Source organism: Bacillus sp. FJAT-29814 (assembly GCF_001510715.1).
GTDB lineage: Bacteria > Bacillota > Bacilli > Bacillales > Cytobacillaceae > Neobacillus.
In genome coordinates, this window is record NZ_LMTJ01000003.1 from 162,999 (window position 1) to 182,913 (window position 19,915).

At 43.1% G+C, this 19,915-nt stretch carries 20 protein-coding genes; 16 read left to right on the forward strand and 4 right to left on the reverse strand.

The annotated features are described in order from the left end of the window. Nucleotides 1-43 precede the first annotated feature (43 nt). The 5 genes from AR334_RS08610 to cysC (AR334_RS08630) are packed head-to-tail and all read left to right on the forward strand — an operon-like array spanning nt 44 to nt 3,829. The gene (locus AR334_RS08610) at nt 44-811 is read left to right on the forward strand and encodes a phosphosulfolactate synthase (protein WP_066308186.1); all 768 of its coding nucleotides are present in this window, start codon (nt 44-46) and stop codon (nt 809-811) included. After that, entirely contained in the window at nt 796-1,329 is a 534-nt protein-coding gene (locus tag AR334_RS08615) for a histidine phosphatase family protein (protein ID WP_066308188.1), read from the forward strand. Before AR334_RS08610 ends, AR334_RS08615 begins: the two co-directional genes overlap by 16 nt. 2 nt (nt 1,330-1,331) lie before the next feature. Then, nucleotides 1,332-2,042 (forward strand): phosphoadenylyl-sulfate reductase, encoded by a 711-nt coding sequence (locus tag AR334_RS08620; protein WP_066308191.1) that lies wholly within the window; start codon nt 1,332-1,334, stop codon nt 2,040-2,042. A 31-nt stretch (nt 2,043-2,073) separates the two neighbouring features. Beyond that, a complete protein-coding gene (sat, locus tag AR334_RS08625; protein ID WP_066308193.1) occupies nt 2,074-3,243 on the forward strand; it encodes a sulfate adenylyltransferase in 1,170 nt (389 codons plus the stop codon). Continuing rightward, nucleotides 3,230-3,829, forward strand: coding sequence for an adenylyl-sulfate kinase (gene cysC / locus AR334_RS08630; RefSeq protein ID WP_066308194.1), 600 nt, complete (start codon nt 3,230-3,232; stop codon nt 3,827-3,829). The genes sat (AR334_RS08625) and cysC (AR334_RS08630) overlap by 14 nt, the downstream gene beginning before the upstream one ends. Nucleotides 3,830-3,844: 15 nt before the next feature. On the opposite strand, the gene AR334_RS08635 is transcribed toward cysC (AR334_RS08630), so the two are convergent. Continuing rightward, complete coding sequence (locus tag AR334_RS08635) at nt 3,845-4,462, reverse strand: YitT family protein (RefSeq protein ID WP_066309325.1); 618 nt, start codon at nt 4,460-4,462, stop codon at nt 3,845-3,847. A 383-nt stretch (nt 4,463-4,845) separates the two neighbouring features. Here AR334_RS08635 and AR334_RS08640 point away from each other — a divergent pair, with 383 nt between their 5' ends. Next, nucleotides 4,846-6,318 carry a PAS domain S-box protein gene (locus AR334_RS08640; RefSeq protein WP_066308200.1) on the forward strand — a complete coding sequence of 491 codons (1,473 nt, stop codon included), beginning with the start codon at nt 4,846-4,848 and terminating at the stop codon, nt 6,316-6,318. Nucleotides 6,319-6,479: 161 nt separating this feature from the next. Then, on the forward strand, nt 6,480-8,360 hold the full coding sequence (htpG, locus tag AR334_RS08645) for a molecular chaperone HtpG (RefSeq protein ID WP_066308206.1): 1,881 nt from the start codon (nt 6,480-6,482) through the stop codon (nt 8,358-8,360). Between the two features lie 526 nt (nt 8,361-8,886). Here the strand turns inward: htpG and AR334_RS08650 are convergent. Beyond that, complete coding sequence (locus tag AR334_RS08650) at nt 8,887-9,747, reverse strand: MBL fold metallo-hydrolase (RefSeq protein ID WP_066308213.1); 861 nt, start codon at nt 9,745-9,747, stop codon at nt 8,887-8,889. Nucleotides 9,748-9,893: 146 nt separating this feature from the next. Here AR334_RS08650 and AR334_RS08655 point away from each other — a divergent pair, with 146 nt between their 5' ends. Then, complete coding sequence (locus tag AR334_RS08655; protein WP_066308223.1) at nt 9,894-11,501, forward strand: AarF/ABC1/UbiB kinase family protein; 1,608 nt, start codon at nt 9,894-9,896, stop codon at nt 11,499-11,501. A 21-nt stretch (nt 11,502-11,522) separates the two neighbouring features. Here the strand turns inward: AR334_RS08655 and AR334_RS08660 are convergent, their stop codons facing one another. Then, nucleotides 11,523-12,392 carry a cation diffusion facilitator family transporter gene (locus AR334_RS08660; RefSeq protein WP_066308226.1) on the reverse strand — a complete coding sequence of 290 codons (870 nt, stop codon included), beginning with the start codon at nt 12,390-12,392 and terminating at the stop codon, nt 11,523-11,525. 271 nt (nt 12,393-12,663) lie between these two features. Between AR334_RS08660 and AR334_RS28805 the strand changes: the two genes are divergently transcribed. From AR334_RS28805 to AR334_RS08700, 8 genes are all read left to right on the forward strand, one after another. Beyond that, on the forward strand, nt 12,664-12,822 hold the full coding sequence (locus tag AR334_RS28805) for a YezD family protein (protein ID WP_156431241.1): 159 nt from the start codon (nt 12,664-12,666) through the stop codon (nt 12,820-12,822). A gap of 81 nt (nt 12,823-12,903) precedes the next feature. After that, nucleotides 12,904-13,620 (forward strand): phosphoadenylyl-sulfate reductase, encoded by a 717-nt coding sequence (locus AR334_RS08670; protein ID WP_066308231.1) that lies wholly within the window; start codon nt 12,904-12,906, stop codon nt 13,618-13,620. Beyond that, complete coding sequence (locus AR334_RS08675; RefSeq protein WP_082692859.1) at nt 13,553-14,710, forward strand: inorganic phosphate transporter; 1,158 nt, start codon at nt 13,553-13,555, stop codon at nt 14,708-14,710. Before AR334_RS08670 ends, AR334_RS08675 begins: the two co-directional genes overlap by 68 nt. Nucleotide 14,711: 1 nt before the next feature. Beyond that, entirely contained in the window at nt 14,712-15,860 is a 1,149-nt protein-coding gene (gene sat, locus AR334_RS08680) for a sulfate adenylyltransferase (protein ID WP_066308233.1), read from the forward strand. Between the two features lie 13 nt (nt 15,861-15,873). Then, nucleotides 15,874-16,473 carry an adenylyl-sulfate kinase gene (gene cysC / locus AR334_RS08685; protein WP_066308251.1) on the forward strand — a complete coding sequence of 200 codons (600 nt, stop codon included), beginning with the start codon at nt 15,874-15,876 and terminating at the stop codon, nt 16,471-16,473. 35 nt (nt 16,474-16,508) lie between these two features. After that, a complete protein-coding gene (locus AR334_RS08690) occupies nt 16,509-17,231 on the forward strand; it encodes a sirohydrochlorin chelatase (protein WP_066308254.1) in 723 nt (240 codons plus the stop codon). Between the two features lie 136 nt (nt 17,232-17,367). After that, a complete protein-coding gene (locus tag AR334_RS08695) occupies nt 17,368-18,210 on the forward strand; it encodes an aldo/keto reductase (protein WP_066308257.1) in 843 nt (280 codons plus the stop codon). A 163-nt stretch (nt 18,211-18,373) separates the two neighbouring features. Beyond that, the gene (locus AR334_RS08700) at nt 18,374-19,258 is read left to right on the forward strand and encodes a YitT family protein (RefSeq protein WP_066308260.1); all 885 of its coding nucleotides are present in this window, start codon (nt 18,374-18,376) and stop codon (nt 19,256-19,258) included. 41 nt (nt 19,259-19,299) lie between these two features. Here the strand turns inward: AR334_RS08700 and AR334_RS08705 are convergent, their stop codons facing one another. Beyond that, nucleotides 19,300-19,755, reverse strand: coding sequence for a CBS domain-containing protein (locus AR334_RS08705; protein ID WP_066308263.1), 456 nt, complete (start codon nt 19,753-19,755; stop codon nt 19,300-19,302). Nucleotides 19,756-19,915: the final 160 nt, after the last annotated feature.

The window sequence follows — 19,915 nt, forward strand, 5'->3', positions numbered from 1 at the left end:
TTGAATACTCTATCCTAGAAAAAAAGGAGGAGGAACATTGCCTATGGATTTTTTAACCCTTCCTGTTCGCACTCAAGGAAACCGAACGTATGGCTTGACCTCAATAGCTGATTTTGGAACGCCAATGGGAGAATTAAGGAATATATTGGCAGATTACAGCCACATCATTGATATTGCTAAAATCGGTATTGGCTCTGCATATGTTACCCCAAACTTAAAGAAAAAAGTGGATTTATATAAGGAATATCAGATTAAGCCCTATTGTGGAGGCACCTTATTTGAAAAATGCTACTATCAAAACAAGATTCAAGAATACGTTGCCTATTTAAAAAATCTAGGGATTGAATGGGTCGAGGTTTCAAACGGGACACTCGATATACCGCTGGCGACAAGACTGGAAATGATTACGATGTTAAAAGATGACTTTCATGTCATTGCCGAGGTGGGATCAAAGGATACAGAAAAAGAAATGTCACTTTCACAGTGGCGGCATGAAATGAAGCAGCTGCTTGATGCCGGATGCGAATACGTCATCACCGAAGGAAGAGATTCAGGAACTGCCGGGATTTATGAAAGTTGTGGCTCGGTCAAATCAGACTTAATTCGCGAGCTGGTAAAGGATTTGGACCAAAACAAAATTATTTTTGAGGCACCGACACCAAAGCATCAAATGTATTTTATTCGGGAATTGGGACCAAACGTTAATTTGGGCAATGTCAAGTTAACCGATGTTTTAATGCTGGAAGCCCAGCGCTGCGGCCTGAGAAGTGAAACGTTTTATTTGGAGGACCAGACATGCAAATTACCTTAATCCGCCATTTGCCGACCAATTGGAATAAACAGCGGAAACTTCAAGGGAAGCGGGATATCGAGATTTCTCCGATTACTGATGAGTTTATTCATGGTATCGAAGAGAACCGCTGCTTATTGAATGAGCTCGCTCCATTTGATGCAGTTCTCGCAAGTAGCTTAAAACGGACGCATCAAACCGCTGAAGCATACGGTTCCATCGCTGAAACAGAAGGATTGCTGGATGAATTGGATTTTGGGCAGTTTGAAGGGTATCCAAAGGGTAAATTGGTTGAAGCGTATGGGGAGGAATGGATCGATAATCCATTGGACTTGGTTCTTGGCGAAAGTCTTATTGATTTTGAAGAACGAATCGTCCAATTTTTAAATAAATATCGGTACTATCAAAATATTTTAGTATTTGGTCACGGTTCTTGGATACGGGCGCTGATTTCATACTATGAATGCGGCCATATTAACCGGATGAACAAAATGGTGCTGGAAAATAATTCTTTAGTCACATTGAAATGGGGGGAGTGAGGATGACAGGGGAGCTAACATATGAAAATTGGGATGAACAAAAAGTGGCTGGTATTATCGAAGGACAGAAGGATTATTTCGATGTCCTGAAGTGGACATATCGCGAATATGGCGAAGAGGTTGTTTATGCCTGCAGCTTTGGCGCGGAAGGTATCGTATTAATTGATTTAATATCCAAGGTTAACAAGCAGGCGAAAATTATCTTCCTCGATACCGGACTTCATTTCGTGGAGACATACGAATTAATTGATCAGGTGAAGGACCGCTATCCCACCCTAAAAATTGAGATGATAAAACCAAAGCTTTCGTTAACAGAGCAATTTGAACAATATGGCGGAGAACTATGGAAGGAGAATCCCAATCTCTGCTGCCAATTAAGAAAAGTCGCCCCGCTAAGGGAAGCGTTATCGGGTGTAAAGGCCTGGATATCAGGCCTGAGACGGGAGCAATCGATTACCCGGAGCAAGACCCAGTACATCAATAAAGATGAAAAGTTTCAAAATATCAAGATTTGTCCGCTGATCCATTGGACATGGGACGAAATTATGACGTATATCGATTTAAACAACCTGCCTTATAACCCATTGCATGACAAGGGCTATCCAAGTATTGGCTGCGCGCCATGCACCCTGCCAGTGAAGGATTCGGAAGACCCACGGTCGGGCAGGTGGGCAGGACAATCAAAAACAGAATGCGGACTACATCAACACTAGAGACAAAACTATTTTTGGGGAGGGAAAACCAGTGATTAAAAGCATTCCCCATGGCGGGAAATTAATCAATCGAATCAATCTTACCCATTCTGTGGATTATTCGTTGAATGTTGTGGAACTGGATAATTTGGAATTAAGTGATTTAGAGTTAATCGCCAATGGCGCCTATAGCCCGCTGGAAGGCTTTATGGGAGAGGCGGATTATCTATCGGTCGTTCAGAAAATGAGGCTGACCTCAGGATTGCCATGGTCATTACCGATTACCTTGGCCGTGAGTATCGAGAAGTCGAATGAATTATCGGTTGGTGAAACCGTTCACCTCACTCATAACGGTACGGTTTACGGCTTGATGGAGATTGCCGAAAAGTTTGTCCCCGATAAAAAGACAGAGGCCAAAAATGTTTACAAAACAACGGATTTGGCGCATCCCGGTGTAAAAAAACTGTTTGACCGTCCGGAAATCTATCTTGCCGGTCCGATTACCTTGACTGCCAGACCAGAAAAAGGCCAATTTGAAGAGTATTATTTGGACCCTGTGGAAACGAGAGACAAATTTCGTACTTTGGGATGGGATACAGTTGTCGGGTTCCAAACGCGCAATCCGGTCCACCGTGCCCATGAATATATTCAAAAGTCCGCACTGGAAACGGTAGACGGCTTATTTTTGAATCCGTTGGTCGGCGAGACGAAGGCTGATGATATTCCTGGCGAAATCCGGATGAAAAGCTATCAGGTGTTATTGGAAAATTATTATCCAAAAGACCGGGTGTTCCTATCGGTGTTTCCGGCCGCGATGCGTTATGCCGGCCCTCGAGAAGCGATTTTTCATGCCATTGTCAGAAAAAACTTTGGCTGCACTCATTTCATTGTCGGTAGGGACCATGCTGGTGTAGGGAACTATTACGGGACCTATGATGCGCAAAAAATATTTTCCAACTTCACTGAAGAAGAGCTTGGCATCAAGCCGTTGTTTTTTGAACACAGCTTTTACTGCAAAAAATGCGAGAATATGGCATCTGAAAAGACCTGCCCGCATGACAGGCAATTCCATGTGATTTTATCGGGGACAAAAGTAAGAGGGATGCTGCAAAATGGCGAACATCCGCCGAAGGAATTCAGCCGTCCCGAGGTCGTCGCCATTCTAATACAGGGGATGCAGGAAGTTTATAAATTAGAAGGTGTCGGAAATGGGGAAAAGTAGGCACATTACGTGGCATCATTCAGCCGTTACCAAATCGGACCGCCATCTCGTAAATGGGCATAAAAGCTGTGTACTTTGGTTTACGGGGTTATCAGGATCGGGAAAATCAACCTTGGCAAATGCTGTTGATTTGGCTTTATATCAAGAAAGCTGCAAAAGCTATGTACTCGATGGCGATAATATCCGCCATGGGCTGAACAAGGATTTGGGTTTTGGTGCCCACGATAGAAGGGAAAATATCCGCCGAATTGGGGAAGTGGCAAAACTGTTTGTGGACAGCGGCCAAATCGTATCCTCCGCTTTTATTTCCCCTTTCCGCAGTGACCGGGAAATCGTCCGAAAGCTGTTTGAGCCAGGTGAATTTATTGAAATTTACTTGCATTGTCCAATTGGAGTCTGTGAGGACAGGGATCCAAAGGGATTGTATAAGAAAGCGAGACGAGGGGAAATTCCGGAGTTTACCGGAATATCCTCACCCTATGAGGTTCCTGAATATGCGGAAATCACAATTGAAACGGACAAAACAAAAATTGAGGAATCTGTACAGCAAATTTTAAGCTTTTTAAAATCAAAGAAGATCCTGTAAAAAAGGGTCTTCTTTTTACCTTCTTCGCCAATTCGCGGTTAAAAAAAGCAGTTTTCGAAGCCTTAATTCATAAATGAAATCGATGATATTGGTGGAGAAGAATTGACAAATGACCGCGTAAAGAACGATTTTATAATCAATCACCAGTGCGGTTAGCAAGAAGATCAACAAATTAATCCCCATCATTACTTTTCCCGGACTCCATTTTTTATAGGAGGCAATCATTAATGCGGGGATCACCATACCACCGCTCGATGCTCCTGCGCGAATTAACAGCCCGACGCCAATTCCAAAAAAGATGCTGCCGCCAATCATGTCAAACCACATATGAATGTGTGAATGTGGCACGGATGTCGTTATGATACTGACAACAGTGGATGTGGTGGCCACTGAAAGAATGGTTCGGAATGTCCATGTATAGCCAAAATATTTCAAGGCAAAAAGCAAAAACACAATATTGGCGAGCCACAAGGAAAAACCTAGTGACAACCCGAACCAATGATTCATTAAGATGGCCAAACCCGCTGCCCCGCCGGAAGGAATGGAGTGGGGAAATAAAAACAGGGACATGGACATGCCTTGCAGGGTGGCCCCAAAAAATAAACAGGCATATATTAATAGTGTTCTATTCATCGCCAATTAATAAAACTTCCACGGATTTTTCATATTTCTTCGCCCCCTGGGACTTGCCTTCCTTGTCCATTTTATGAGGAAATAAAAAAGAATATGAAAGTTTGTTTTGCAAAGATATGTATTTACTCCTTTAAAAAATCTGTAAAGTTTTTTCCCAACTTATGAAAATAGGTAAATTACAATCTATATATTGAATCTCCCAGCCATTACCATTAAAATTATTTTAGAAAAACCGCAAAAAACAGTGCGAATCTGCTAAAAATCTGGTAAGTTTGAACTATGTATATCATTGCATCTTGACAAGAGCTGAATTGGAAGTAGAAAGAATGCACTATTTCTAATTTGGCTTTTTTTGAAAGTTTTAGGAAAGGAACTTTAGGATCGTGAAGCAAAGTTCTATACTCACTATAAAAAAGGAAAAACGGTTTTTATTGGAAAATTACGTAAGGGAAAGTTTAAAAAGCTATCATCCCTTGTTTGCGTGTGATTCTGACGCGATTTATGCAATGGACCTTGATGGCTATTTCCTGCCGCTAAATCCAGCATGCAAGGACATTTTCGGCTACGATTCGGAGTCATTTTCCAAGCTGTCCTATATGAAAGTGGTAAAATTAGAGCATTTGGAACGGGCCATCAATATGTTCTACCATTCACTGGAGGGCAAGTTGCAAAACTTTGATTGCCAAATCGTCCATCAAAGCGGTGAACTGATAGATTTAAACATAACTTATTATCCCATTGTTATAAAAGAAGAAATTGTCGGTTTATATGGCATTGCAAAGGATATAACAGAAATCAAGCAGAAGAGAAAAAAGCTCCTCCAAGATATTCAGCACCGGGAAAATATCTATCGGGATATTGTCGAACATTCTCCTGATGCAGTCGTCATTGCCAAAGATGAACGGATTTTATTTGCTAACGATACCGCTGTTCAATTAGTCGGGGCAAAAGATAAGCAGGAATTAATCGGAAGAAGTATGTATGAATTCCTTGATGCTCCCTATATTAAAATTATAAAAAAACGCGCTAAGCAAGTGGAAGCTGGAACGGCTGTTGAGTTTATGGATGTGGAACTTTTCCATAAAAATGGCACTAAAATCGAAGTGGAAGTAAAAGCGATTCCAGCGATTTACCAAAATGAACCAGCCCGCCATATAATTATCCGCGATATAACGGAAAAGAAGCGGACGCAAAAATTATTGCTTCAGTCAGAAAAGCTGTCTGTTGCCGGCCAGCTTGCCGCCGGAATTGCCCATGAAATCAGAAATCCGCTGACGTCCATTAAAGGCTTCATCCAACTGATGGAAGCAGACCATACATTTAATTCGAATTACCTTGGCATTATCAATTCAGAAGTGAACCGAATTGAATTAATTCTTAGTGAATTATTATTGCTTTCCAAGCCGCAGGCGATGAAATTTAAGAAGCGGGAAATGTGCAATATACTCGAGCATGTGAAAGCACTAATTGATACGCAGGCGATACTAAATAATATCGAAATTACCATCCATTACTTAACAGATATCCCTGAGGTATATTGCGACGAAAATCAGCTTAAGCAGATGTTTATCAATTTCCTGAAAAATTCCGTAGAGGCGATGCCAAAAGGCGGAAAAATCGAGATCGAAGTTGAAAAAATAGACGAGGAGCACCTCGAAATTCGATTTATCGACGAAGGATGCGGCATCTCAGAGGAGCATCTTGACAGAATTGGCCAGCCTTTTTTCACGACTAAGGAAAATGGGACGGGCCTCGGACTCATGATTAGTATGCAAATTGTTGAAAATCATCAAGGGACAATTGAGATCTCAAGCAGCCAAACGGGAACAACAATAAGTGTTAAATTGCCTATTTAATGTTTAGAGCGAATGGTGCCGGACCATTTGCTTTTTTATTGACGAAAAAGATATTTTATGATATTAAAATAGTTGTTAGCACTCTAGGTTGATGAGTGCCAATTGATTTATTCACTTCCGGCAATTATGATGAATAGGTAGAAATGGAAGGAGAGAGCGGGATGGAAACAAAACAATTTAAAGCCGAATCGAAACGTTTATTGGACATGATGATCAACTCGATTTACACGCATCGTGAAATTTTCCTGCGGGAGCTTATTTCCAACGCAAGCGATGCCATTGACAAAATTTATTATCGGGCGTTAACGGATGATTCCTTGACCTTTGACAAAGACAATTACTACATAAAGGTGGCTGCCGATAAGGACAATCGAACTTTGAAAATTATTGATACTGGGATTGGGATGACCAAGGAAGAATTGGAAAACAATCTAGGTACAATTGCGAAAAGCGGTTCACTAGCCTTCAAATCGGAGAACGAGTTAAAGGACGGCTATGATATTATCGGCCAGTTTGGTGTCGGTTTCTATTCTGCGTTTATGGTTGCCGATGTGGTCACTGTGATTAGCAAGGCATTAGGCAGCGGCGAAGCATATAAATGGGAATCAAAGGGTGCAGATGGGTATACCATCGAACCATGTGAGAAAGACTCAGTGGGTACCGAGATTATTTTAAAAATCAAGGAAAATACCGAGGATGAAAATTATGATGAGTTTCTTGAGGAATACCGCCTAAAGTCGATTATCAAGAAATACTCCGACTTTATCCGCTACCCGATAAAAATGGATGTCACCAATAGCCGGCCGAAAGAGGGCAGCGAAACGGAGTATGAAGAATACGTCGAAGAACAGACCGTTAACAGTATGGTGCCGATTTGGCGGAAAAATAAAAACGAACTAACGGACGAGGACTATAACAATTTCTATTCAGAAAAGCGCTATGGCTTCGACAAGCCGCTAAAACATATTCATATCAGCGTTGACGGCGCCGTCAGATATAATGCCATCCTTTATATTCCAGAAAATATTCCATTTGACTATTACTCTGCCGAATATGAAAAGGGTTTAGAGTTGTATTCCAGCGGCGTGTTAATCATGAACAAGTGCGCCGACCTGCTTCCAGACTATTTCAGCTTTGTTAAGGGTATGGTCGATTCAGAGGACTTATCGCTTAACATTTCCCGTGAGATGCTGCAGCATGACCGCCAGTTAAAGCTGATCGCCAAGAACATCAACAAGAAAATTAAGAGTGAGCTATTAAGCTTGTTAAAAAATGACCGTGAAAAATACGAGCAGTTTTACGGTGCGTTTGGCCGCCAGTTAAAATACGGTGTCTATAGCGATTTCGGTTCACATAAAGACGAATTGCAGGACCTATTAATGTTCTATTCTTCCAAAGAGAAGAAGCTAGTTACATTAGATGAATATGTGTCCAGAATGCCGGAGGACCAAAAATACATCTTCTATGCTACCGGAGCCTCCAATGAGCGAATTGAAAAATTGCCGCAGACAGAGCTGGTGGCAGATAAAGGATTTGAGATTTTATACTTTACAGATGAGATTGACGAGTTTGCCATCAGAATGTTGATGAGCTACAAGGAGAAAGAATTTAAATCCGTGTCCAGCGGCGATTTGGGCTTTGAAGCGGACGAGAAGGAACAGGAAGCTGCGTCCGAACAGCAGGACAACAAGGAATTGTTCGAGCGGATGAAGGGAATTTTGGCAGGCAAAGTGAAGGATGTCCGAGTATCCAAACGTCTGAAGTCACATCCGGTATGTTTATCGACTGACGGCGATGTCTCCATCGAGATGGAGAAGATTTTGAGTGCGATGCCGAACAACCAAAACATCAAGGCCGAAAAAGTATTGGAAATCAACGTCAACCACGAGGTTTTTGATGCGTTGAAGGATGCATTTGCCTCCGACCAAGACAAACTTGGACTCTATACCCATCTGCTGTACAACCAAGCCCTGTTGATCGAAGGGTTGCCAGTCGAGGACCCGGTAGAGTTTACCAACAATATTTGCAAAATTATGGTGTAAAGAATGGGGAAGGATTGCCGTATGTGGGATGTGCGCGGCAATCCTTTTTTGTTTTTGGAAGGACAGAACTGAGCGGGTTCGAGGTTAAAAGGTCTTTTGAATTGTAATTATCTAGAAAATGAAAGGCGAAATCCTCTAGAAAGAGGTGGTATCTGTCCTTCATAGGCTCGATGCAGGACAAGTTTAATTAAAAGTGCGGTCAAAACGGTCTTCATAGGTCGAATGAAGCACAAAATCAGCTGAGTAGTTGCTAAAAATGCCGTTCATAAGCCCAATGAAGGACAAAATTAAGTGAAATTAGGAGAAATTGTCCTTCATCTCGGGTGCCAAAAAATATATCTGCGGTAAAATCAAATATATCTGCGATAATTTCAATATATCTGCGATAGTCGCAATTATATCTGCGATAGTCGCAATTATATCTGCGATAATTTCAGTATATCCGCGATAATCCGAATATATCTGCGATTCGCCCCAAAACCCTCTAAACCAACAAAATGACACCACAAACCCTATTCAAAAAAACTCAGTGCGGCCCGCCGCCATCCACATATTTCCCGTAATCCGGTACAGCAAGCCTGTCAAACTCGTTAACCAGCCTCCGAAGTCCGATCGATAGCGCATCACCTGCAACAGGTGCCCCATGCCCGACAACAGCAACAGAAGGGTTCAATTCGGCCAGCCGTTGAACAGAGTTCTTTGCCGCCTGCCAATCGGTCGTGAGGTACCGGGGCGGACCGTTGATTTCCTGCTCCTGCGTCAATACCTTATATAAAGTATCCTGTTTTACATTTATAAACGCATCACCAGCAATCAAAGCCCGGTCGGAATCCCTAAAAAAGGAAACATGACCAGGCGAGTGGCCTGGTGTGTGAATCCAGCGGAACCCATCTAAAAACGGCACGGTTCCATCGGCAGGCAGCTTTTCAACTTGATTCCCCAGGTTAATTGGCTCATTCGGAAACATTGGCGACATTTTGGCCACCATGCCGCCCTCGACCGTCGGGTCCGGTTCCGGGTAACTCTGACGGCCGGTTAAAAACGGAAGTTCCATCTCATGAGCGAACACCGGAACTTGCCAATGCTTAACAAGCTCCACAATGGCTCCAACATGATCAAAATGCCCATGCGTTAAAATAATCGCTTTCGGTCGGCTTCCGCTTCCAAACCGTTCCTCTGCAACCCTTATAATTTCCTCTGCTGACTCCGGCATTCCGGCATCCACCAAAACATACTCGTTTCGATCCGGGTTTCCCACTAAACATATATTGACAATTTGGATGGTATGAGAATAAATATCTGGTAACACTTCAATTCCAATACCACTAGCAATGGAAGTGGCCGGAATAAACTTGTAATCACTTCCGTAGGACATCTCTTGATCCATCGGATTACCTCCTTTTTTAAGCAACATTAGTTTTTCACGTCTTGACAAAAATATCCCTAATATACCAATGGAATCAAATTATTTCCAGTTCTAGGCAAAACGTCTATAATACTAATGTAGCTGTGTTTAACGAGGGGTGGATTTCAATGAAATACAAGCAAAAGTCGCGACGGATGTGGCGGATTTTGTCCTTTGCACTGTCTGTTTTCCTAAGAGTGTACTGGTACAAGTTGATGAAAAAATCCGAAATAGAGCGGGAAAAGCTATGGGGGAATATTGGACAAGAGTTTCGGCAATTGCTATTTGATTTAGAGGGATTGTTAATAAAAGTCGGTCAATTTTTAAGTATTCGGGCCGATTTGCTGCCCAATAGTTTTATAAGCCAAATACAGGACTTAGTCGATCAGGTGCCCCCCTCCAATTGGGAAGAAATCATAGTGGTCATTGAAAAAGAATGGGGCGGACCGATTGAACAATTCATACAATCTATTGACCCTAAAGCAGTAGCTTCTGCTTCCATTGGCGAGGTTTACCGCGGCATACTCAAAGATGGAACAGAAGTGGCTGTCAAGGTGCAGCGTCCTATGATAAAGTCGATTATTACGACTGATTTTCGGGCATTGTCGATTATTATTTGGTTTGCCGATCATTTTGCGCCTGTGCCAAAGGGATTTATTAATTTTAAGATGTTATTTCAGGAACTAAAAACTGTGATTGAAAAAGAAGTGGATTTCAAAAAGGAACTGGAAGCCATCCAACATTTCCGCCATCGTTTCCAGTCCTTTCAAGGGCTCGCCATTCCTAAAACCTATCCCAATCTATCAACCTCGAAAGTGTTGGTCATGGAATGGGTGGAAGGGGCAAGGATTACTGACCTCGACTTCTTGGAGCAAAACTCAATCGACAGGGCTGAGTTAGCACAGCGGTTATTCCGCTTGTTTATCCCACAATGGTTGGAGGCCGGTATCTTTCATGCAGACCCACACGCTGGGAACGTACTGGTGAAGGCGGATGGCACCATCATCCTTTTGGACTTTGGCATGGTCGGGGAGATTTCGAAAAAAGATGCGCTGAATTTCCAGGACCTGATTCAAGCGATATTGGCAAAAAACTATGCCATGGCAGTCAAAGTTTTAATAGATTTGGGTTTTATTCAACCTGGCGCCAACACAAAAGCCATTGAGCCGGTATTAAAAGAAGCCTTTTCTTTTGATTTTAATCAGTTGAAGGAGATGGACCTGTTTCAGGTAAAAAAAGACCTGAATGAAATGATTAAATCACTGCCAATCCAGGTTCCAACCAGATTTATTTTCCTTGGCCGATCATTCGTAACCATTGAGGGGATGCTTCATAGCATTAGCCCGGACCAGGAATTGCTTGAGATCGCAAAACCCGCTTTTATCGATTGGCTGAATCATGGCAATCAAAGTAAATGGAAGCTGGTATTAAAATGGATTCATTCCCAGCCGGTTTTTCAAATCTTTCATTCTATTACCGATTTGCTTGAGGCGCCGAATCGTTACCTTGAGCAAACTCAGGCACTCAAGCAAAGAGAGTTTTACTTTACCAAATTTGAAAATCAGAAGAAACAGGCATTTTTTCTGGCGATCCTGGGAGTGGCCGGAGTTTTTGCTGGTCTGTCTATTAACGAAGAGATCCTTTGGAAAGGGGCAGTCGGAATCGTCGGTCTTTCTATTATCACCTACTTCATTACTAATAAAAATCAGAAAAAATGGTTAAAAGGCGGAGAATGAACGATTCACCGCCTTTTCGCGTTAATTTGGCTCGACATGCACATGGACATCAAAAACATCATGTTTTTTGATTAGCTCGTTCTCCACCTTTGTGGCTACATCATGCGCGTCCCGAATATTTAACGTGGAATTGACCAGTATGACGACATCGACCACGGCGCTGTTTCCGTAATTTCGTGCTTTAATGTCCTTGATTCCTTTTACACCGGGAATTTCCTCAATCGTATTTTTAAAAGAATGCATTTCCTTCACATCAAATCCATCGGTCAAACTATGGGAAGCGGAGCGGAAGATATCCCACGCCGTGTTACAAATAAGCAGTCCAACCACAATGGCAGTTACCGGGTCAAGCCAGGGAAGTTGAAATTGGGCGCCGATGATACCGATGGCCGTCCCAATACTGACCCAGGCATCGGAAAGATTATCCTTGGCTGCCGCCATTACCGCTTGGCTGTTGGTTTTTACAGCGAGCTTGCGATTATAGCGGTAAACAACATACATGACAATCGCACAAAATAAGCCGGTAACGGCCGCTATTGGATCAGGGGAGACACTTCTCCCATTCAACATGGTGGTTGCCGCAGCATATAGTACTTCAATCCCCACAGCCATCATAATAAACGAAGATACCATGGAGGCGACAGTTTCCGCTTTCCAATGACCGTAAGGGTGATCTCGATCAGCAGGTTTTTGCGATAATTTCAACCCAATCAATACAACAATTGAAGCGAGGACATCGGTTGTATTATTAAGCCCGTCCGCCTTTAATGCTTCGGAATTTGTAAAAAAGCCGACTGTTAGCTTTAGTGCGGATAAACAAAGGTATGCCACTATACTAATAATTGCCCCTCGTTCGCCCTTTTTCAATTCCAGATACTTTTCTTGTTCCATTGTTAAAGCCCCCAATTTCTATTGCCATTATTATCTTAGCAATCGATAGTCGAGTGGGTCTAGAGCAACCTTTTTAGTCTCTTATTAAAATTATTGTAATAGCAAAAAATGTTTCGCTTGGGAAAAAATCATTGTCAACTTTTTTATCGGTAAAAAATTTTGAAAAATTGAAATATACATTATTGACAAATTCCTATCGGTATAATAGGATTAATTTTAATATTAATTTAATTGCAAACGAGATAAAAGTTAAAAAAGGGGGGCGAATCGGCTGCGACCAACAGAAGAATGGCATGAAATTGCCCAACATCTTCAGGCAATGCTAGAAAGTATTAAATTCGGATCAATTACACTAGTTGTCCAAGATGGGAAAGTAGTGCAAATTGAGAAAAATGAGAAGGTTCGTCTTCAAAACAATAAAACTCGCTGACTAGACAAACTAGAGGCGGTCTACACCTAATATGGTGGAAGACTGCCTTTTTTTATTGCCGAAATAGGAGGTTTAACGACTTTGACAAATACTGTGACATATGAAAATTGGAATCAAATATCCGAGAGCTTTTCAACAAACGATGAAACAAAAGGGGCCCGTGCCGTTTTGGAATGGGCGTATCGTCAATATTCAGAGGACAAAATTGTTTATGCTTCGAGCTTCGGGGCAGAGGCAATCGTGTTAATTGATTTGATTTATCAGGTGAAGCCCGATGCCCATATCGTTTTTTTGGATACCGACCTTCATTTTCTCGAAACCTATGAAGTTATTGAAAAAATCGAGAAACGTTTCCCGTCATTGAAGATTGAAAAGAAGAAACCGGCGTTAACCCTGGACGAACAAGCGGCCCAGTATGGCTCGGCATTATGGAAACGGGAGCCGAACCAATGCTGCCAGATCAGGAAGGTGATCCCGTTAAGAGAGACGCTGATCTCTAAGGATGCCTGGATTTCCGGCCTTCGCCGAGATCAATCGCCAACCAGGAAGGATACCCTATTCCTAAACAAAGATGAAAAATTCAAAAATATTAAAATCTGTCCGTTAATTCATTGGACATGGGATGAGGTTTGGCAGTACATCAGAAGCCGAGACCTCCCGTACAACGAACTGCACGACCGGAATTACCCTAGCATCGGCTGCTTCCCATGTACACAGGCGGTCGGAAGTGATGGCGATTCCCGTGCCGGCCGCTGGAGCGGAAGCAGCAAGACAGAGTGTGGCTTGCACACATCTTAAGGAGGGGATTCCTACGGTAACCATCATTGCAGTTACAATCGGGTTGTTTTTTGCTGTCAATATTGGCGCGAGCGGGGCGGCGGCCTCAATGGGAATTTCCTATGGCGCCGGAGTAGTGAAGAAGCAATTGGCTTTATTTCTATGTGCCATCGCTGTTTTTCTGGGGGCATGGCTCGGCGGAGGTGAAGTGGTCAAAACAATTGGCAGTGGAATCGTGCCTAGCAGCACATTTACCAATGCGATTGCGTTAATCGTGTTGGCCTCAGCAGCGCTGTCATTATTCCTGGCAAATATCTTTGGAATCCCTCTATCCACGAGCGAAGTGGCGGTCGGCTCCGTTGTCGGAGCAGGGATTGTCTATCAATCTGTGTTTGTAGGGAAGCTTTTATGGATTATGATGTTTTGGCTGCTCACTCCCTTTGCTGCCTTTTTCATTGCGATTTTCGCCACCTATTTTTTAAAAGTAAGAGCCGTTCAATCTGTGCTGGCAACTAGTAAGGCGGCTCCAATCCTGGCCGTTTTGGTTGTGATTATGGGCCTGTTTGAAGCCTTTTCGGCGGGAATGAACAATGTGGCCAATGCCGTTGGGCCGCTTGTTGCAGCAGCATTGATGTCAAAGGAAAGCGGCGTACTTTGGGGCGGGCTAGCCGTCGCGTTGGGCGCCTGTCTCTTGGGCCACCGGGTCATTGAAACCAATGGCAAGAAAATCACCACATTAAGATTGGAAGAGGGCTGTGTCATTTCCGGAACGGGGGCAGGCATTGTCACGGCAGCATCCATTTTTGGAATTCCGGTGCCGTTAACGCAAATTACCACCTCTTCCATTATCGGAATCGGTTTTGCCAAGCATGGAAAATCGGTATTAAAAAAGGATATTGTTGTTCAATTGCTTACCGTTTGGCTCGTTTCCCCAGTCTTATCCATGGTCTTATCCTATACCATCATCCAGCTAGTGATTGTGCAGAATGTCTACCCGATAATTGTCATGGCTGGCGTGCTCATTTCAGTTTTCGGAGTTCTGAAATTGATGAAGACAGCAGTTGTAACTGAGACAAATTTTACAAAAGATTTATTACGAAAGGTTGATTAAAATGTCATTTCTACCAAAACCACATGGAGGAAAGCTAATTCAAGCTTTCAATCCGCACTACGATATTAGCTCAGTAAAAAAAGAAATAGAAATTGATTCAGTTGCTTTAAGTGACCTGGAATTAATCGGAATCGGCTTGTTCAGCCCTTTAACAGGCTTTCTAGGAAAGAGAGATTACGAGGCAGTGGTCACCACGATGCTTTTAGCGGACGGTACCGTTTGGTCGATTCCGGTAACCCTGCCTGTTTCCTATGAAGTGGCGGATACGCTGGTTGTTGGCGAGGAAGTCAAGCTCACCTACAACAATGAAGTGTATGGGGTGATCACAGTCTCTGAAACGTATGAACCTGATTTAACAAAAGAAGCAATCGAGGTTTATAAAACAGAGGAACTCGCCCATCCCGGGGTAAAACGTTTATTTGAACGGGGGCCGGTATATGTGGCCGGTGAAATCGTGCTAGTGAAAAAGGCAGAAAAAGGCGTATTCGGTGATGTGTGGTTTGAGCCAAAGGAAACAAGGGAATTTTTTGAAGTAAAAGGCTGGAAAACCGTCGTTGGTTTCCAAACGAGAAATCCGATTCACAGAGCCCATGAATACATTCAAAAAGTCGCGCTTGAGACGGTTGATGGCCTGTTCGTTAACCCGCTTGTCGGGGATACAAAATCGGATGATGTCCCGGCGGATATCCGGTTAAAAAGCTATCGGGTACTACTTGAAAACTATTATCCGAAAGAGCGGGTTCAGCTGGGTGTCTATCCGGCGGCAATGCGGTATGCAGGGCCAAGAGAGGCAATCTTCCATGCAATTGCCCGGAAAAATTTTGGTTGCACCCACTTTATTGTCGGCAGGGACCATGCCGGTGTCGGCAACTATTACGGTACCTATGATGCCCAATATATTTTTAACGAATTTACCGAAGAGGAATTAGGAATTAAGCCATTGTTCTTTGAGCACAGCTTTTATTGCACGAAGTGTGACGGAATGGCGTCCGATAAAACTTGTCCGCATGGCAAGGAGGACAGGGTCATACTTTCTGGAACAAAGGTGAGGGAGATGCTTCGTGCCGGAGTGCTTCCGCCATCCACCTTCAGCCGCAAAGAAGTGGTGGAAGTATTGATTGAAGGCATGCGAGAAAAGACGACTGTATAAGGAGAATCGGAAAATGGGGAAAGCAACCAACATCACATGGCATGAAACGTCGATCACAAAATCAGACCGCCGGATCCAAAATGGCCACGGTAGCTGCACGCTATGGTTTACCGGGCTTTCCGGCTCCGGGAAATCGACGATCGCCAACGCTGTTTCACATGAATTGTACCGCCTGGGGATCAATGAATACGTCCTGGATGGGGATAATATACGTCATGGCTTAAATAAGGATCTTGGTTTTTCGGACGATGACCGGACTGAAAATATTCGCCGGATTGGGGAAGTCGCTAAGCTGTTTATAGACAGCGGCAAAATCGTAACCACGGCCTTTATTTCCCCGTTTCGTTCGGACCGTGATGGGGTACGTGCTTTGTTTGAGGCAGGGGAGTTCATCGAGGTATATGTAAGCTGTCCGCTCGAGGAGTGTGAACGCCGCGATCCAAAACAGCTTTATGCAAAAGCTCGCCGAGGTGAAATCAAGGATTTCACAGGGATTGATTCTCCATATGAAGCACCGGAACAGCCAGAAATAACAATTCAATCAGATAAGGTCTCAGTTGCCGAGGCCGTAGAACAAGTATTAAACTATTTACGTGGACAAAATTTCATTTAAGACAATCTTGCAACAGCAGAAGGGGGGCAGCCAGGATGAACGCAATCCTATACGTCGGCCACGGTACGCGCTCAAAAACAGGCGCCGCGGAAGCAAGTAGTTTTGTCCAACGGGTGATGGAACGAATCAATATACCGATTCAGGAGCTCGCTTTCTTGGAATTGACGGAGCCGTCGATTGCAGAAGGTTTCGCCCGTTGCGTTGAAAAAGGGGCAACTCAAATAAGTGTTGTTCCCCTTTTTCTGCTTGCGGCGGGACATATCAAAGAAGATATTCCCCAAGCCCTTGCTTCACTAAAAAATACTTATCCAACTATTAAAGTGCAGGTAAAGGACCCGTTTGGTATACAATCGGTCCTACTGGACGGGCTGGCAGAACTCATTAGGGAATCTGCGGGGGACATCTCCCGGAGCGACTCGATTTTAATCGTTGGCAGGGGCAGCAGTGACCCGGATCTTCATCCTGCTTTTTCAAAAATTGCTGAAGGAATCCGTGAGAGGCTTGGAACAACATCTGTTTCGGTTTGTTATCTTGCGGCGGCGTTACCAAGGTTTGATGAAGAGTTGAGATTGATTGCCGAACAAACCTCCGGCAGGGTCATTGTCGTTCCGTATTTACTATTTTCCGGTCTGCTCCTTGCTGAAGTAAATCAGAAAGTGCACCAAATGCAAAAACAAGGTATAGAAATTCTCCATACCGGTCAGCTTAGCAAACATCATGCCATCGAGGATATTATTATAAAGAGGGCGACACAGTAGGAAAAACACTCATGCGGGTGTTTTTTTGCTTAACAAGGTTTCTTAATGGAAGATTTCGTTATTTTCATGTAGTATTTTTATTGGGATGGGCAGGAATAGAGGTTTCGTACATATCATGATTAAAAGGAGAATGAAGATGCCAAAAAGTTTAACGGACACGACCAAATTACATAACGGCGTAGAAATGCCATGGTTCGGCCTGGGAGTTTTTAAGGTAAAAGAAGGCAGCGAGGTTATTGAATCCGTAAAAGCTGCTCTGAAACATGGCTACCGAAGCATTGATACCGCTGCTGTCTACAAAAACGAAGAAGGCGTTGGCCAGGCCATTCGCGAATCCGGAGTTCCCAGGGAAGAAATATTCGTTACCTCAAAGGTATGGAATTCTGACCAAGGCTATGAAACGACGCTTCAAGCATACGAAACAAGCCTAAAGAAATTAGGTCTTGATTACCTGGATTTATACCTAATCCACTGGCCGGGTAAAGATAAATTTAAAGAAACATGGAAAGCGCTTGAAACACTGTACAAGGAAGGCCGGGTCCGGGCAATTGGTGTAAGCAACTTCCATATCCATCATTTGGAGGAACTGCTAAAGGATGCCGAAATCAAGCCTATGGTGAATCAGGTGGAATATCATCCACACCTTGCGCAAAGGGATTTGCTAGACTATTGCCAGCGGGAAGGGATTCAACTTGAAGCATGGTCACCGCTTAAGCAAGGAAAATTATTAAATGAGCCAACGATTTCACAAATTGCCGAAAAATATGGAAAATCAACAGCACAAGTAATTTTACGCTGGGATTTGCAAAATAAAGTAGTGACCATTCCAAAATCCATTAAAGAACAGCGAATCATTGAAAATGCTGAAATTTTTGATTTTGAGCTAACTGCTGAAGATATGGAAAAATTGAATGGATTGAATAAGGATGAGCGTACTGGTTCTAATCCTGACGAGTTCATGGCTGGTTTTACCGAATAATAAATCTGAAGCGGACAGTCAAAAATAGCGACCGTCCGCTATTTTTTGTTCCTATCCAAACCTGAACTAGGGTTCATATTATTGACCAAAAATGATATAATGAAGATAACTCTCAATTGTAAACTGAATTAGGGAGACTATAATATCGTAAAGGAGTGATTGGATGACAGAACTTGTTCAATCAACAATTCAACACCGCAAACTTCCTCTAACCAGGATCATAGTCAGAATCATTGCCATTACCATCGGAGCCGTCCTGATGGCGACGGGGCTGGAAATATTCCTGGTTCCCAACCATGTCATTGATGGGGGCATAACCGGGATCTCCATTATGCTGTCTCATATAACTGGTTGGAAATTGGGAATATTTCTGTTCCTGTTAAACCTGCCTTTTGTTTATATGGGCTATAAACAGATGGGGAAAACATTTGCATTTTCAACTGTATACGGCATTATCGTATTATCCATTTTTACTTCATTTTTTCACCCGATTCCTCCGTTCACTGAAGATATTCTGCTGGCTACGGTTTTTGGCGGAATGATTTTAGGTATAGGTGTCGGCCTTGTTATACGCAATGGCGGTGCCTTGGACGGAACCGAAATCCTCGCCATTGTCATAAATAAAAAAGTTCCGTTTTCGGTAGGGCAAATCATCATGTTTATGAATATTTTTATTTTGGGGACGGCCGGTTTTGTATTTGGCTGGGACCGGGCGATGTACTCGCTGTTAGCCTATGTGATTGCATCTAAGGCGATTGACACCGTGGTTGCAGGGCTCGAGGAATCAAAATCTGTCTGGATTATCAGCGATGACGCCGAAAAAATTGGTGAAGCCGTAAATGCACGGCTAGGCCGGGGTGTCACTTATTTAAAAGGTATGGGAGCGTATACCGGAGACAATAAAAAGGTTATTTTTAGTGTCATTACCAGACTTGAGGAATCAAAATTAACGACGATTGTAGAAGATATTGACCCTTCGGCATTTCTGGCGATTGCTGATATTTCCGAAGTGCGCGGCGGCCGCTTCAAAAAGCGGGATATTCATTAGCGTTATCCACCAAAAGGATCTGCACAGATCCTTTTGGTGGTTTAGAGCAAAGCCTTGAAGGAATTTCTGATCACATCGCCACGGCTGATGATGCCAGCCAATACCCCGTTACGTTCAACCGGAACTTTTTTGATTTGCTTATTACCCAAAATAGCCGCAATGTCCTCGACATTTTCATTCCAGTCCACTTTATACACCTTTTTCTTGGCAATTTCCAGGACATTTAAGTTTAGCAAACGTTTTTCCCGTTCTTCAAACTCTTCCTGGTCGCCTTTAATAACAAACGTATAGAAAAAGCTGTCTACGACTCTGTCCTTGTGTTTACCTATGTATCGCATAATGTCGCCATCACTGACAAAGGCGACCACCTCGTTTCTGTCATTTACGACAGGAAGCCCGCTAATTCGGTATTCAATAAATTTTTCAATAACCGATCTGACCAGGTCGCTGTCTTTCACTTTATGGACTGGGCTGATCATTATCTCATGTGCCTGCATTTAATAAACCTCCTTTTAATGGCCAATTTACATTTATTATACAAAAATAATTAAAAATCAAAAAGATGCATACCCGCGGCGGCTCCGAACCCGTGCTCTTTTTGCGGATTTCCTGGTCCAATAATATTAAAAAACAGTGAAATAGGAGACAGTACCATAA